This window comes from Streptomyces sp. NPDC044063 (assembly GCF_056434285.1).
The window spans coordinates 343,916-358,466 of the sequence record NZ_JBWKFM010000002.1 but is presented as its reverse complement, the minus strand read 5'-3'; the positions used below and the strand labels follow the sequence as shown (position 1 = coordinate 358,466).

Annotated in this window: 12 protein-coding genes; 8 read left to right on the top strand and 4 right to left on the bottom strand. The window is 74.6% G+C overall.

Features of this window, described 5'->3' with window-relative positions; all coding sequences use genetic code 11:
* Positions 1 to 46: 46 nt before the first annotated feature.
* Complete coding sequence (locus AC07BS_RS05170; RefSeq protein WP_478639704.1) at positions 47 to 469, bottom strand: secondary thiamine-phosphate synthase enzyme YjbQ; 423 nt, start codon at positions 467 to 469, stop codon at positions 47 to 49.
* Between the two features lie 80 nt (positions 470 to 549).
* Here AC07BS_RS05170 and AC07BS_RS05165 point away from each other — a divergent pair, with 80 nt between their 5' ends.
* The 5 genes from AC07BS_RS05165 to AC07BS_RS05145 all read left to right on the top strand — a co-directional run bounded on the left by AC07BS_RS05165 (position 550) and on the right by AC07BS_RS05145 (position 5,799).
* Positions 550 to 1,671: an NAD(P)-binding domain-containing protein gene (locus AC07BS_RS05165; protein WP_478639707.1), complete on the top strand. Its 1,122-nt coding sequence runs from the start codon at positions 550 to 552 to the stop codon at positions 1,669 to 1,671.
* A 99-nt stretch (positions 1,672 to 1,770) separates the two neighbouring features.
* Positions 1,771 to 2,532 (top strand): (Fe-S)-binding protein, encoded by a 762-nt coding sequence (locus tag AC07BS_RS05160; protein WP_478930306.1) that lies wholly within the window; start codon positions 1,771 to 1,773, stop codon positions 2,530 to 2,532.
* Complete coding sequence (locus tag AC07BS_RS05155; protein ID WP_478930304.1) at positions 2,529 to 3,998, top strand: lactate utilization protein B; 1,470 nt, start codon at positions 2,529 to 2,531, stop codon at positions 3,996 to 3,998. The genes AC07BS_RS05160 and AC07BS_RS05155 overlap by 4 nt, the downstream gene beginning before the upstream one ends.
* Entirely contained in the window at positions 3,995 to 4,660 is a 666-nt protein-coding gene (locus AC07BS_RS05150; RefSeq protein ID WP_478930302.1) for a LutC/YkgG family protein, read from the top strand. Before AC07BS_RS05155 ends, AC07BS_RS05150 begins: the two co-directional genes overlap by 4 nt.
* Positions 4,657 to 5,799 (top strand): CaiB/BaiF CoA transferase family protein, encoded by a 1,143-nt coding sequence (locus tag AC07BS_RS05145; RefSeq protein WP_478930300.1) that lies wholly within the window; start codon positions 4,657 to 4,659, stop codon positions 5,797 to 5,799. The genes AC07BS_RS05150 and AC07BS_RS05145 overlap by 4 nt, the downstream gene beginning before the upstream one ends.
* A gap of 117 nt (positions 5,800 to 5,916) precedes the next feature.
* Here the strand turns inward: AC07BS_RS05145 and AC07BS_RS05140 are convergent, their stop codons facing one another.
* A complete protein-coding gene (locus tag AC07BS_RS05140; RefSeq protein WP_478639719.1) occupies positions 5,917 to 7,713 on the bottom strand; it encodes an ABC transporter ATP-binding protein in 1,797 nt (598 codons plus the stop codon).
* Positions 7,714 to 7,811: 98 nt separating this feature from the next.
* Between AC07BS_RS05140 and AC07BS_RS05135 the strand changes: the two genes are divergently transcribed.
* Positions 7,812 to 8,249 (top strand): MarR family winged helix-turn-helix transcriptional regulator, encoded by a 438-nt coding sequence (locus AC07BS_RS05135; protein ID WP_478639722.1) that lies wholly within the window; start codon positions 7,812 to 7,814, stop codon positions 8,247 to 8,249.
* Between the two features lie 82 nt (positions 8,250 to 8,331).
* Here AC07BS_RS05135 and AC07BS_RS05130 read toward each other — a convergent pair whose 3' ends face one another.
* Positions 8,332 to 9,945 (bottom strand): peptide-N4-asparagine amidase, encoded by a 1,614-nt coding sequence (locus AC07BS_RS05130; RefSeq protein ID WP_478930297.1) that lies wholly within the window; start codon positions 9,943 to 9,945, stop codon positions 8,332 to 8,334.
* A 149-nt stretch (positions 9,946 to 10,094) separates the two neighbouring features.
* Between AC07BS_RS05130 and AC07BS_RS05125 the strand changes: the two genes are divergently transcribed.
* Both AC07BS_RS05125 and AC07BS_RS05120 read left to right on the top strand, forming a co-directional pair.
* Positions 10,095 to 11,888, top strand: coding sequence for an ABC transporter transmembrane domain-containing protein (locus AC07BS_RS05125; RefSeq protein ID WP_478930295.1), 1,794 nt, complete (start codon positions 10,095 to 10,097; stop codon positions 11,886 to 11,888).
* The gene (locus tag AC07BS_RS05120; protein WP_478930294.1) at positions 11,885 to 13,666 is read left to right on the top strand and encodes an ABC transporter ATP-binding protein; all 1,782 of its coding nucleotides are present in this window, start codon (positions 11,885 to 11,887) and stop codon (positions 13,664 to 13,666) included. Before AC07BS_RS05125 ends, AC07BS_RS05120 begins: the two co-directional genes overlap by 4 nt.
* A 35-nt stretch (positions 13,667 to 13,701) precedes the next feature.
* Here AC07BS_RS05120 and AC07BS_RS05115 read toward each other — a convergent pair whose 3' ends face one another.
* Positions 13,702 to 14,493 (bottom strand): metal-dependent hydrolase, encoded by a 792-nt coding sequence (locus tag AC07BS_RS05115; RefSeq protein WP_478639732.1) that lies wholly within the window; start codon positions 14,491 to 14,493, stop codon positions 13,702 to 13,704.
* Positions 14,494 to 14,551: the final 58 nt, after the last annotated feature.

The following is a 14,551-nucleotide window of genomic DNA, read 5'->3' as shown; positions in this document are numbered from 1 at the left end:
CACCCCGGCGGACCTGTCGGTCGATAAAAGATCAGCCGATAAAAGATCAGCCGAGGAAGGTCAGCCGCACCTGGCGGTCGGGGTTGTCGCGGTTCGTGTCGACCAGGCACACCGACTGCCAGGTGCCCAGCTCCAGCCGGCCGCCGATGACAGGGAGCGTCGCGTGCGGCGGCACGATCGCCGGCAGGACGTGGTCCCGGCCGTGGCCGGGGCTGCCGTGCCGGTGCCGCCAGCGGTCGTCGGCCGGCAGCAGGTCGTGCAGCGCGGCGAGCAGGTCGTCGTCGCTGCCGGAGCCCGTCTCCAGGATGCCGATGCCGGCGGTCGCGTGCGGCACGAAGACATTCAGCAGGCCGTCGCGGCCGGCGGCGGCCTCGCGGAGGAAGACCTCGCACTCGTGCGTGAGGTCGTACACCCGCTCCGAGCGGCCGGTGGTCACATGCAGGACGTGGGTGCGGAAGGTGTCGGTCATGACTCCATCTTCCCCGTCTTCCCCTGTGACGTGATCCGGCCCCCGGGAAGCGATCCGGCCCCCGCGGTGTTGGGGCGGGCATGAGGGACAGCGGAACGCGTGCGGCCGAGGCCGAGGTCGATGTCGTCGTCGTGGGCGCCGGGCAGGCGGGCCTGTCCGGCGCGTACCACCTGCGGCGCGCGGGGTTCGAGCCGGAGCGGGACTTCGTGGTGCTGGACGGCTCGCCGGAGCCGGGCGGCGCCTGGCAGTTCCGCTGGCCGACGCTGACGTACGGCCGGGTGCACGGCATGCACGCCCTGCCGGGCATGGAGCTGACCGGCGCGGACGACCGGCGGCCGTCCTCCGAGGTGATCGGCGGCTACTTCGCCGCGTACGAGCGCGCCTTCGACCTGCGCGTGCGGCGGCCCGTACGGGTCACGGCGGTCCGCGAGGGCGACGGCGGCCGGCTGCGCGTCGAGACGTCCCGGGGTGTCTGGTCGGCCCGCGCCCTGCTCAACGCCACCGGGACCTGGGACCGGCCCTTCCGGCCCCGCTACCCCGGCCAGGAGACCTTCCTCGGCCGCCAGCCGCACACCGCCGAGTACCCGGGACCGGAGGCCTTCGCCGGGCAGCGCGTGGTGGTGGTCGGCGGCGGCACCTCGGCCGTGCAGCACCTGATCGAGATCGCCGGGGTGGCGGCCGCCACGACCTGGGTGACCCGGCGTCCCCCGGTCTTCCACGACGGGCCCTTCGACGAGGCCCGCGGTCGCGAGGTCGTCGCGCTGGTCGAGGAGCGGGTGCGGCGGGGGCTGCCGCCGGGCAGCGTGGTGTCGGTGACTGGGCTGTCCATGACGGAGGCGGTGCGGCGGGCCCGCGCGGACGGGGTCCTCGACCGGCTGCCGATGTTCGACCGCGTCACCCCCACCGGTGTGGCGTGGGACGACGGCCGGACCGTCGAGGCGGACGTCATCCTGTGGGCCACCGGCTTCCGTGCCGCGCTGGGCCACCTCGCGCCGCTGCGGCTGCGCGAACCCGGCGGCGGCATCCGTCTGGAGGGCACCCGCGCCGCCCGCGACCCCCGCGTCCACCTGGTCGGATACGGCCCGTCGGCCAGCACCGTCGGCGCCAACCGGGCGGGCCGGGCCGCCGTGCGCGAGATCCGGGCACTGATCGCCGACGCGCCGCCGCGACCTTCCCAACAGGACCTCGCTGCGGCAGTATGAGCCGCCGGACGATCAACCGGTGACCGGGGGGCGACCCGCGGATGACCGGCGGGCGACCGCGCCCGGGGATCGGCGGCGGCCGGGAGGTGCCGAGGTGTCATGCGCGTAGGGCTGTTCGTCACCTGCGTCAACGACATGCTCCACCCGGGCACGGGCCGCGCGGTCGTCTCCCTCCTCGAACGGCTCGGTGTGCGGGTCGGCTTCCCCGCCGAGCAGAGCTGCTGCGGCCAGCCGCTGTACAACACCGGCTACCGGCGCGGCGCCGAGCCCCTGCTGCTGCGGCACGCCGCCGCCTTCCGCGGCTACGACCACATCGTCACCCCGTCCGCCTCCTGCGCCGCCATGGTCCGCGACCACTACCCGCGCATGGCCGCCCGCGCGGCCGCCGAGGGCCGCGGGCCCGCGGCCCGGGCGCTGACCGGGGCGGCCGAGGAGGTGGCGCCCCGGACGTACGAGCTGACCGAGTTCCTCGTGGACGTGCTGGGCGTCACCGACGTCGGCGCGTACTTCCCCCACACCGTCGCCTACCACCCCACCTGCCACGGGCTGCGCGCCCTCCGCCTGGGCGACCGGCCGCGGCGGCTGCTGGAGCACGTCCGGGGGCTCGACCTGCGCGAACCGGACGGCGCCGAGGAGTGCTGCGGCTTCGGCGGCACGTTCGCCGTCAAGAACGCCGCGGTGTCGGCAGCCATGGGCGCCGACAAGGCGCGCGCCGTCCGCGACACGGGCGCCCGCGCGCTGTGCGCGGTGGACAACTCCTGCCTCCTCCACATCGGCGGCGTCCTCGCCCGTGCCGGCTCACACGTCCGGCCGCTGCACCTCGCCCAGATCCTGGCGAGCACGGACGGGAGGATTCCATGAGCCGGACGTACGTGGGCATGCCCGCCTTCCCCCGGGCCGCCGCGGACTCGGTGCGCGACACCACGCTGCGGTCCACCCTGCGGCGCGCCACCCACACCATCCGCGCCCGGCGGGAGCGGGCCGTCGCCGAGCTGGACGACTGGGACGAGCTGCGCGCGGCGGCCGCCGCCGTCAAGGACCGGACGCTGCGTCACCTCGACCACTACCTGCTGCGGCTGGAGGAGAACGTCACCCGCGCCGGCGGCACCGTCCACTGGGCGGCCGACGCGGACGAGGCGAACCGCCTCGTCGCCGGCCTCGTCCGCGCCACCGGGGAGCGCGAGGTCGTCAAGGTCAAGTCCATGGCCACCCAGGAGACCGGCCTCAACGCCGCCCTCGAACAGGCCGGCATCCGGGCCGTCGAGACCGACCTGGCCGAGCTCATCGTGCAGCTCGCCGACGACCTGCCCTCCCACATCCTGGTCCCGGCGATCCACCGCGGCCGGACCGAGATCCGCGACATCTTCCGCGCGCACATGGCGGAGTGGGGGCGTCCGGCCCCCGAGGACCTCACCGACCGGCCGGCCGACCTCGCGGAGGCGGCCCGGCTGCACCTGCGGGAGAAGTTCCTCACCTCGAAGATCGCTGTTTCAGGTGCCAACTTCCTGGTGGCCGAGACCGGCACGGTGGTCGTCGTCGAGTCCGAGGGCAACGGCCGGATGTGCCTGACGCTGCCCGAGACCCTGATCACCGTCGCGGGCATCGAGAAGGTGGTCCCGACCTGGCGGGACCTGGAGGTCTTCCTCCAGCTGCTGCCCCGCTCCTCGACCGCGGAGCGCATGAACCCGTACACCTCGATGTGGACCGGCACCACCGACGGCGACGGGCCGCGCGCCTTCCACCTCGTGCTGCTCGACAACGGCCGCACCGACGCCCTCGCCGACACGGTGGGGCGGCAGGCGCTGCGCTGCATCCGCTGCTCCGCCTGCCTGAACGTCTGCCCGGTCTACGAGCGCGCCGGCGGCCACGCCTACGGCTCCCCCTACCCGGGCCCGATCGGGGCGATCCTCACTCCCCAGCTGCGCGGCCCGGTCTCCCCGCTGGAGGACTCCCTGCCCTACGCGTCCACGCTGTGCGGCGCCTGCTACGACGTGTGCCCCGTCGCCATCGACATCCCGGAGGTCCTGCTCCACCTGCGCGAACGGGTCGCGGAGGGCGGCGAGGCGACGGTCCGGGGCGTACGCGTCCGGATCCGGCCGGCCCGGCGGCGCACGGCCGAGCGGGCCGTGCTGCGCGCGGCCGGCTGGACGCTCGACCACCCGGCGGCGCTGCGCCGGGCGCAACGGCTGGCCGCGCGGTCCCGCCGGCTGCGGCCCCGGCGGCTGCCCGGCCGGCTGGGCGCGTGGACGGACAGCCGGGACCTGCCCGAGGTGCCCGCCGAATCGTTTCGGGACTGGTGGTCCCGGACCCGTGGGGAGGCCCCGTGAGCAGCGATCCGAGCAGGGAGCGCGTCCTGGCGCGGATCCGCCGCGCCCTCGCCGACGTCCCGCGCCACGAGCGGCCCGCCGACCACCCCGTGCCCCGCGCCTACGCGCGCGTCCACGGCACCCGCGCGCCCGGCGGGTCCGCCGCGCTGCTCGCCAACCGGCTGACCGACTACCGGGCCGTCGTGCACCGCACCGGGCCGGACGGGCTGCCGGCGCTCCTGGGCCGGCTGCTGGAGGAGCGCGGCGCGCGGCGCGTGGTCGTACCACCCGGGCTGCCGGAGGCGTGGCTCGCGGGGACGGGCGCGGAACGGGTGCCCGACTCCCCTCCGCTGACGGCCCGTGAGCTGGACGGTGTGGACAGCGTGGTGACGGGGTGCGCGCTGGCGATCGCCGAGACGGGCACGATCGTCCTGGACGCGGGTCCGGGCCAGGGGCGCCGGGCGCTCACCCTCGTGCCCGACCACCATGTGTGCGTCGTACGCGTCGCCGACCAGCTGGTGGACTCGGTGCCGGAGGCCCTGGCCCGGCTGGCGCCCGGCCGGCCGCTGACGTGGATCTCGGGCCCGTCGGCCACCAGCGACATCGAACTGGACCGGGTGGAGGGCGTGCACGGCCCGCGCACCCTGGAGGTGGTCCTCGTGGGCGGGACCGGGGAACCGTGACGGGGGCGCCCCTGCGCGGTGTCACGGTCATCGCCCTCGAACAGGCCGTGGCGGCGCCGTTCGCCACCCGGCAGCTCGCGGACCTCGGCGCCCGGGTCATCAAGATCGAGCGGCCGGGGCGCGGGGACTTCGCCCGGGACTACGACCGGCGGGTCAAGGGGCTCTCCGCCTACTTCGTGTGGGTGAACCGCGGCAAGGAGAGCGTCGTCCTGGACCTGCGGGACGAGGCCGACCGCGCGCTGCTCGGGCGGATCGTCGCCCGCGCCGACGTGTTCGTCCAGAACCTCGGCCCGGGCGCGGCCGGCCGGCTGGGCCTGTCCCCCGCCAAGCTGCGCGCCGCGCACCCCCGGCTGATCACGTGCGACGTCACCGGCTACGGGGCCGAGGGCCCGTACCGCGACAAGAAGGCCTACGACTTGCTGGTGCAGTGCGAGGCCGGGCTCGTCTCGATCACCGGCGGGCCCGAGGCCCCGGCGCGGCCCGGCATCTCGATCGCCGACATCGCGGGCGGGATGTACGCCTACACGGGCGTCCTGGGCGCCCTCTACGAGCGCGAGCGCACCGGCGAGGGCTCCCAGGTGTCGGTCTCGCTCCTCGACGCGCTGGCGGAGTGGATGGGGCAGCCGTACTTCGCCCAGGCCTACGGCGGCGCGCCGCTGACCCGTAGCGGCGCCCGGCACCCGTCCATCGCGCCGTACGGGCCCTACGGCTGCGGCGACGGCGAGCGGGTGTTCCTGAGTGTGCAGAACGACCGCGAGTGGGTGGCGCTGTGCGAGCGGGTGCTGGGACGGCCCGGGCTGGTCCGTGACCCCCGTTTCGCCGACAACCCGGCGCGGCACGCGCACGACGGGGAGCTGACGGAGGTCATCGAGGGGTGCTTCGCGCGGCACACGGCGGACGGGGTGCTGGCGCTGCTGGACGGCGCGGGCATCGCCAACGCCCGGCTGCGGACGGTGGCCGGCTTCGCCGCCCATCCGCAGCTGGCGGCCCGCGACCGCTGGCGGGACTTCTCCTCTCCGGTGGGTCCGCTGCGGGGCCTGCTGCCGCCGGTGGAGGTGGCGGGCCGGGAGGCGGCGATGGGCGCGGTGCCGGGTCTGGGGGAGCACACGGCGGCGATACGGGCCGAGTTCGGGGGCTGAGCGGAGGCGCCCGCGGGTGCTGGGCCGGGCGGTTGCCGCCGCCCGGCCCGCGGCGTTCCCGTCCGACCCGGTCCGGGTCGGTCCGGGTCGGACCGGGTCGGACCGGGTCGGACCGGGTCAGACCTTCGCGGTCAGATGGGCGTCGCGGCGCACCAGCGCGGCGTAGTGCCCGTCGTCGGCGAGGAGTTCCTGGTGGGTGCCGCGTTCGGCGATGCGGCCGCGGTCGAGGACGACGATCTGGTCGGCGTGGCGGACGGTGGAGAGCCGGTGCGCGATGGTGATCGTGGTGCGGCCGGCGGACAGCGCGTCGATGGCCCGCTGGACGGCGTGCTCGGTATGGGTGTCGAGCGCGCTCGTCGCCTCGTCGAGGATGAGCACGGGCGGGTCGCGCAGGATCGTCCGCGCGATGGCCAGGCGCTGCTTCTCCCCTCCGGAGAAGCGGTAGCCGCGCTCGCCGACCAGGGTGTCGTAGCCCTCGGGGAGCGCCGCTATGTAGTCGTGGATCTGCGCCGCCTCGGCCGCGGCCCGGATCTCCTTGTCGGTGGCGTCGGGTTTGGCGAAGCGGAGGTTGTCGGCGACGGAGGCGTGGAAGAGGTAGGTCTCCTGGGAGACCACGCCGACGGCCCGGGCGAGGGTGTCGAAGTCGAGGTCGCGGACGTCGACGCCGTCCAGCAGGACCCGCCCGCCGGTGACGTCGTAGAGGCGGGGCACGAGATAGCCCAGGGTGCTCTTCCCGGAGCCGGTGTGGCCGACGACGGCGAGGCTACCGCCGGCGGGCACGTGGATGTCGATGCCGGAGAGGGCCGTGCCGGGGGGTTCGTAGGAGAAGGTGACGTCCTCGAAGCGGACCTCGCCGCGGATGGTGTCGAGCCGCACGGGCTTCTCGGGCTCGGTGATGTCCACCGGCAGGTCGAGGTATTCGAAGATGCGCTGGAAGAGCGCGACGGAGGTCTGTACCTGCACGCCGGTGGAGAGCAGGCCGACCGTGGGCCGGAAGAGGCCCTGCTGGAGGGAGACGAAGGCGACCAGCGTGCCGAGGGAGATGTCCGGGCCGCCGGTCTTCAGCGCGATGCCCGCGGCCCAGTAGATGAGGGCCGGCATGGCGGCCATGACGATGCCGATGGTGGACATCCGCCACCGCCCGGCCATGTTGGTACGCACCTCGAGGTCGACGAGCCGCTCGGACTCGGCGGCGAAGGAACGGGTCATGGACTCCGAGCGGCCCATCGTGCGGCCGAGCAGGATGCCGCTGACCGAGAGGGACTCGGTGACCATGGCCGCCATGCCCGCCATCTGGTGCTGCCGCAGGGCGGTGATCCGCTTGCGCTCGTCGCCGACCCGGCGGCTGATCCAGACGAAGACCGGCAGCAGGAGGAGGGAGACGACCGTCAGGCGCCAGTCGAGCGCCACCATGGCGATGACGGTGGCGATGACGCTGGTCAGATTGGAGACCAGGGATGTGGCGGTGGAGGTGACGGTGGCCTGCATGCCGCCGATGTCATTGGCGATGCGGGACTGCACCTCGCCGGTGCGGGTGCGGGTGAAGAAGGCGAGGGGCATGCCCTGCAGCCGGCCGTAGACCGCGGTGCGCAGGTCGTGCATGACGCGCTGGCCGACGGTGGTGGAGATCAGGGTCTGGAGCACGCCGAAGACGCTGTTGACGATCGCGGCGGCGATCATTCCCAGGGCGAGCAGGCTGAGCAGGCCGGTGCGGCCGTGCGGGATGGCCTCGTCCAGGACCTCGCGCAGCATGAACGGCGAGGCGACCGTGACGAGCGACGATGCGGCCACGAGCAGCCCGACGAGGGCGAGCCGGCCGCGGTACGGGCGGAAGAGGCGGAGGATGCGGCGCACCTGGGCGGGCTTCTCCGGGTCCGCGGGAGGTGGTGTCCAGTTCAGTTCGTCGTGAGGCATGGGCTCCTTCAGTCGCTCCGAGGGCTCCGACGTCGTACAGAGCTTAGCTCACTGTTACCTATATTCACAATGGACGAGGTCCTGATAACATTGCGATCATGACGGCCCCCGACACGTCCGGCCAGCTCGCCGAGCAGTTGCTGCGGCTGACCCGCAGGCTCCACCGCGCCCAGAAGCGCTACCTGGACCCGGTCGGCATCACCCCCGCCCAGTCGCGGCTGCTGCGCACCGTCGCGCACTACGAGACGCCCCCGCGCATGGCGGATCTCGCGCAGCACCTGGAGGTCGTGCCCCGGGCGGTCACCACCCTGGTCGACGCCCTGGAGGCCAATGGCGCGGTGCGCCGGGTCCCGGACCAGTCCAACCGCCGCGTGACGCGGATAGAGCTCACCGACCAGGGACGGGCGACGCTCCGCGCCCTGCGCGACGCCCGGCGCGCCGCCGTCGAGGACATCCTCGCCCCCCTCGACACCGAGCAGCGCGACGTCCTCGGCGGCCTCCTGGCCACGCTCCTGTCCGGCGCGGACCGCGTCTGACCCACCACCCCGCGCACGGCACGGGCGGGCCCGCGGGGCCCGTACGCGGCCCCGCCGGCCCGCCCGGCGGCGGACGGTGTCCTCAGCAGGCCCGGCGGTCCTCCGTCAGCTCGCCCTGCGCCGTGGCCAGCGTCCGGTCGTAGCAGAGCCCCGGCCCCTGGAGCCGGTAGCGCTCGCGCGAGACCCCGGTGGCGTGGCGCCGCTCGCGCGGCACGTTCTGGTTGTACGCGGCGTCACCCGTGTAGGTGTCGTCCATCCGGGACCAGTCGAGGCGCCGGCCGGCGCGCAGCGTGACGCTGTCGGCCCGGTCGCCCATCGTCATGACGGTCCGCAGGCGGTCCCCGGCGCCGGTCGTGATCGCGCCGTCCATCGTGTAGACGCGGTGGGCGGCGGTCGTCGTCGCCGGCCCGCGTCCGGTGACGGTGACCGTCTCGTCGTCGGTCCAGCGGGCCTTCAGCGCGTCCGCGGTCTCGCCGTCGGTCCAGCGGTGCGCGGACGTGCCCGCGACGGTGCGGGAGACCGTCGTGGCGACCCGCCCGTGCGAGGTGTCGACGTAGCCGGCGACGGTGAGCGCGTGCCCGCCGTCCGACGTCACCCGGTGCTCGGTACTGGGCTCGTACGCCGTGGTGTTCGCCGGGGTGCCCTCGCGGTGCGCGGTGAGCGCGCCGGTCACCCGGTCCGACCCGGCGTCCTGCCAGACCAGCACGTTGACGGGGGTGCTCCAGCCGCTCTGCCCCTCCGGCACACCGGCGACGGAGACCCGCACGGTGTGCGGCCGGCCGTCGTTGAGGAGGCCCGCGAAGGGGGTGAGGTCGTACTCCACGGGCCGCACGTCGAAGGCGCGCGGGCCGGGGATCACGTACCAGAGGAAGGGGTTGGACCAGCCGCCCGTCCACACGGCCGGATACGGTGCCGCGATCCCGGCGAGTCTCCCGTCGACCGAGACCCGCACCTCGCGGTACGGCCCGTCCTTCGCCTTGCACGAGTAGGGCGCCTTGTCCGGCACGGCCAGGTACCAGAACTCCTCGCAGCCGCCGCCCGAGCCGGTGGCGTAGACCTCCGCGACGATACGTTCGCTGTTGGCGGGCGTGGACAGCGTCCCGGTGTGCACGGAGCCCTCGTCGTGCGCGCCGTCCAGGGTGAGGACCTTGTCCGGGGTCCTGGCGGGCTCCGCGCGGCCCTCGGCCTTGTAGAACGTCAGCGTCGCCGTCACCTTGATGACGCCGGTGTACGTCTCGTTGACGAGGTTGCCGATGAGCATCTCGACCGGCTGCCGGTCGCGCAGGGTGGCGGAGTAGCGGGTGACGTCCTTCTCCACCGTCCAGGTGATGCCCTCGGGCGAGGGTTCGGGGGTCGAGGTCCGCAGCACCTCGACCCCGCCTATGCGCAGATAGCCGAGACGGTCGTACTGCCGTCCGGCGACCGCGCCCTCCAGCCGCAGGACGACCTTGTTCCAGCGGTCGCCGCAGCCCTTGGGCGGCAGGTAGGTGCCCTTGTAGGGCGTGTAGTCGCGGAACTCGGTCCGGACGAGGGTCGCCCGGCACGACGTGGTGCCGGGTGTGGTCACGGGCGGACCCGCGGTGACCGGGTCGTGCCAGTCGGTACCGAATTCGGGGGGCGCCGCGGCCGCCGCGGGCCCGGCGAGCGGCAGCAGGCCGAGGAGGGCGGCGCACAGCACGAGAAACAGTCGTCTCATGGGGCAGGAGTGAAGCGCTTCGCCGGGCGGCGCACCAGTAGCGGTCTGGCCTGATCCGGGACCGCGCGGGAAAAACCAGTTGAACCCGGCGCGCCGGTGACGCCAGCCTGGCACGGTCCCCGCCCACCCCTCGCCGAAGCCGGGAACCCATGCGCATTCGCGATCTTCCGTACGCCGACCCGGGCCGACCGGACGTCCGGTCAGGGCCGCGCCTCCTGCTCTGGCTCGGGCGCGAGCAGATCGGCGGTCAGCTGAGGGCCATGCTGTGGGGCACCCTCCACATGGCCTCGGTGGCGCTGTTCCCGCTGGCCGTCGGCATGGCGGTACAGGCCGTCGTGGACCGGTCGGGTGGCCGGCTGGCCATGGCCGGCGGGCTGATGCTGCTGCTCGGCGCGCTCACCACCCTCGGCGACACCATGCTCCACCGCGTGTCGGTGACCAACTGGATCACGGTCGCGGCGCGGCTCCAGCAGCTCCTGGCGCGCCGGACCGCCGAGTTGGGGGCCGCCCTGACCCAACGGGTCGCCGCCGGCGAGGTGGTGGCGGTGTCCACATCCGATGTCGAGAAGATCGGCTGGTTCGTGGAGGGCCTGTCGCGTTTCGTCGCGGCCGCGTTCACCACGGTGGTGGTCTGTGTCGGCCTGGTGGTCTACGAGCCGGCGCTGGGCGGGCTGGTGGCGCTCGGCGTGCCCGTACTGGCCCTGGCCGTCCTGCCGTTGCTGCCGCACGCCACCCGACGGGCCGACGAACAGCGGGAGAAGGCCGGCCGGGCCACCGAGCTCGCCTCGGACACCGTGGCCGGCCTGCGGGTGCTGCGCGGCATCGGTGGCGAGGAGCTGTTCCTCACCCGCTACCGGCGGGCCTCGCAGGAGGTGCGCGCGGCGGCCGTGCGCAGCGCGCGGATGTGGGCGCTGATCGCGGCGGTGCAGGTGGCCCTGCCGGGACTGCTGCTGATCGCGGTGGTCTGGTACGGCATCACGCTGGCCCAGGACGGCCGGATCGGGGTGGGCGAGCTGGTCACGGTCTACGGCGTGGTCACCTTCCTGCTCTTCCCGCTGCGGCAGTTCGAGGAGATCGCCATGGCCTATTCCTTCTCCCGGCCGTCCGCGCAGCGCGCGGCCCGGGTGCTGGCCCTGGAGCGCGGCGCGCCCGCGGCGGAGCGGAAGGAGGACGGTCCCGCGCCCGGTGGCGATCTGTACGAGCCGGCGAGCGGGCTGCTGGCCCCGGCCGGGCTGCTGACGGCCGTGGTGTGCGGCGACCCGGACGCGGCGGGGCGGCTCGCCGACCGGCTCGGCGGGCACCCGCCGGGCGACCGGGAGGACGGACCCTCCGCGCTGCTGGGCGGCGTGGCGCTGGACGAGCTGCCGCTGGAGACCGCCCGGGCGGCGGTGCTGGTCCAGGACAAGGACCCGGTGCTGCTGTCGGGCACGCTGGACGAACTGCTGGACGTGCCGTCCTCGGGCGCGGTGACGGCCCGGGAGGCGCTGACGGCGGCGCAGTGCGACGACGTCCTCGCGTCCCTGGCCCAGGGCTCGCCGGACTGCGGCGGCGATCCGCACCGGGCCCGGATCACCGAGCGCGGCCGGTCGCTGTCGGGCGGCCAGCGGCAGCGACTGGCACTGGCCCGGTCGCTGGTGACCGACCCGGAGGTGCTGGTGCTCGACGAGCCCACCTCGGCCGTCGACTCGCACACCGAGGCACGGATCGCGGACGGGCTCCGCTCCCTGCGGCGGGGGCGCACGACGGTGGTGTTCTCCTCCAGCCCGCTGCTGCTGGACCGGGCGGACCGGGTGGTGTTCCTGCGCGACGGCCGCGTCGCGGCGGCGGGCACCCACGCCGCCCTCGTACGGACCGACCCCGCGTACCGCGCGGTCGTCACCCGAAGGACGGACGACGAGCTCGCCGGGCACGGCGAGCGGGAGCAGATCGAGGAGTCGGCATGATCGGGGTGACGCCCCCGGCGTACGACCCGGCCGCACCGGAGTCGGCGACGACGCTGCCGGTCGGCGGACCGGCCACCGTACGAGGCTATGTGCGCGAGCTGCTGCGCCGGCACCGCACGGCCTTCACCGTGCTGGTGGTGGTGAACGCGGTCGCGGTGACGGCCTCCATGGTCGGCCCGTATCTGCTGGGCGGACTGGTCGAGGACCTCTCGGCGGGCGAGCGCGAGCTCCACCTCGGGCGGACGCTCTCGCTGTTCGCCGTCGCCCTCGCCGTGCAGACGCTGTTCGTCCGCACGGTACGGCTGCGCGGGGCGGTGCTGGGCGAGCGGATGCTGGCGGACCTGCGCGAGGACTTCCTCGTCCGGTCCGTGGCGCTGCCGCCTGGCGTGCTGGAGCGGGCCGGCACGGGCGACCTGCTGTCGCGGATCACCACCGACATCGACCGCCTGGCCGAGGCCATGCGGGAGGCCGTGCCACAGCTGGCCATCGGCTTCGTGTGGACCGGTCTGCTGCTGGGCGCGCTGACGGTGACCGCGCCGCCGCTGGCGCTGTGCGTGCTGCTCGTGCTCCCGCTGCTGATCGCCGGCTGCCGCTGGTACTTCCGCCGGGCGCCGGGCGCCTACCGCTCGGAGGCCGCGGGATACGCGGCGGTCGCCGCCTCGGTGACCGAGACCGTGGACGCCGGGCGGACGATCGAGGCCCACCGGCTGGGCCGCCGCCGGGTGGAGCTCGCCGACCGCCGGGTCGCGCAGTGGACCGCTTGGGAGAACTACACGCTCTGGCTGCGCTCGGTGCTCTTCCCCGTGATCAACCTGACGCACGTCCTGCTGCTCGGCGCGGTCCTGCTCCTCGGCGGCTGGTTCGTGCTGCGCGGCTGGCTGTCGGTGGGCGAGCTGACCACGGGCGCCCTGCTCACACAGATGCTCGTCGAGCCGCTCGGGCTGATCCTGCGCTGGTACGACGAGCTCCAGATCGCCCAGGTGTCGCTGGGGCGACTGGTGGGCATCCGCGAGATCGAGGCCGGGGCCCCGGACGAGCACGTACGGCCGCGGGGCCGGGAGGTGCGGGCCGAGAAGGTGCGCTTCGGCTACACCGAGGGCACCGACGTGCTGCACGGGGTGTCGCTCGACGTCCGGCCGGGCAGCCGGGTGGCGCTGGTGGGCCCCTCGGGCGCGGGCAAGTCCACGCTCGGGCGGCTGCTGGCCGGGATCTACGCGCCGCGCGCCGGCGCGGTGACCCTGGGCGGCGCCGAGCTGTCCCGGATGCCCGCGGAACGCGTGCGCCGCCATGTGGCGCTGGTCAACCAGGAGCACCACGTCTTCGTCGGCTCCCTGCGCGACAACCTGCTGCTCGCCCGGACCGGCGCGGACGAGCAGGAGCTGTGGTCGGCGCTGGAGGCGGTGGACGCGGACGGCTGGGCGCGGGCGCTGGAGGAGGGGCTGGACACCGAGGTCGGCTCGGGCGGTCTCGCCCTCACCCCGGCCCAGGCCCAGCAGGTCGCGCTGGCGCGGCTGGTGCTGGCGGACCCGCACACGCTGGTCCTGGACGAGGCGACGTCGCTGCTGGACCCGCGGGCCGCCCGCCATCTGGAGCGCTCGCTGGCCAAGGTGCTCCAGGGCCGCACCGTCGTGGCCATCGCGCACCGGCTGCACACGGCGCACGACGCCGATGTCATCGTGGTGGCCGAGAACGGCCGGATCAGCGAGCTGGGCAGCCACGACGAACTGGTCGCGGCGGGCGGGGCGTACGCGGCACTGTGGCGCTCCTGGCACCAGTAGCCGCCCCCCGCCGGCCGGGCCGGGGCCCGGGACGGTCAGATGACGTCCAGGGCCCCGAGCCCGCTGATCCCGCCGAGCACCATGAACGCCGGCATGAGCACCTTCACCTCGACTCGGCTGCCGGCCCGGAACCGCAGGCCCTTGGGCGGCCCGAGCGGATACCACCGCTTGCGGGCGATGGGCAGCGGCCACAGGATCGGGCAGCCGGAGACGGTCAGGGCGTCCCCGATGTCGTGCACCAGCGCGCCGAGCACGATCGGCAGGCCCAGCCACAGGTACTCCTGCCCCGGGCCGTCGAACAGCCAGGTGGCGCCGTTGCCCGGCTCGTCCAGGACGCCCGCGAGGATCCAGGCGCTCGTCGCGCCCAGCAGCCAGACCAGGACGTCGCTGGAGGTCCGGGCCGCCCGCCACAGCAGCCCCTCCACGGCGAGCACCATATGGACGAAGAGGATGCCGAGCACGGCCCAGCGGTCCCCGGTCATCGCCAGGGCCGAGGCCCCGGCCCCTATCAGCACGGCCCACAGGGCGGTGTGGGTCAGGGTGCGGTGACCGCCGTTGCGCCGGGGGTCGCCCTTGGCCCGGGTCGTCTTGTACACGGCGTACGAGAGCTGGTCGATGATCCCGCACAGGATGCGGGAGAGCGGGCCGAAGGCGCGCGATATCGTCGCCGACTTGTGATCAAGGTCGGGGGCGAGCGCGGCGCCGGCGCAGATCAGGGCGCCGACGACGACCACGGGCCAGGGCATCGGATGCCCGAGGCCGGCCGCGGCGGCTCCCACCCCCAGCCAGGCTGCCGCCCCCGAGAGCGAGTGCGCCGGTCCCATCATGGTCGTTCCACCCCTTGCTCAGCCGGCGTCCGGACGTCCTGACGCCGTGTCGGCCACT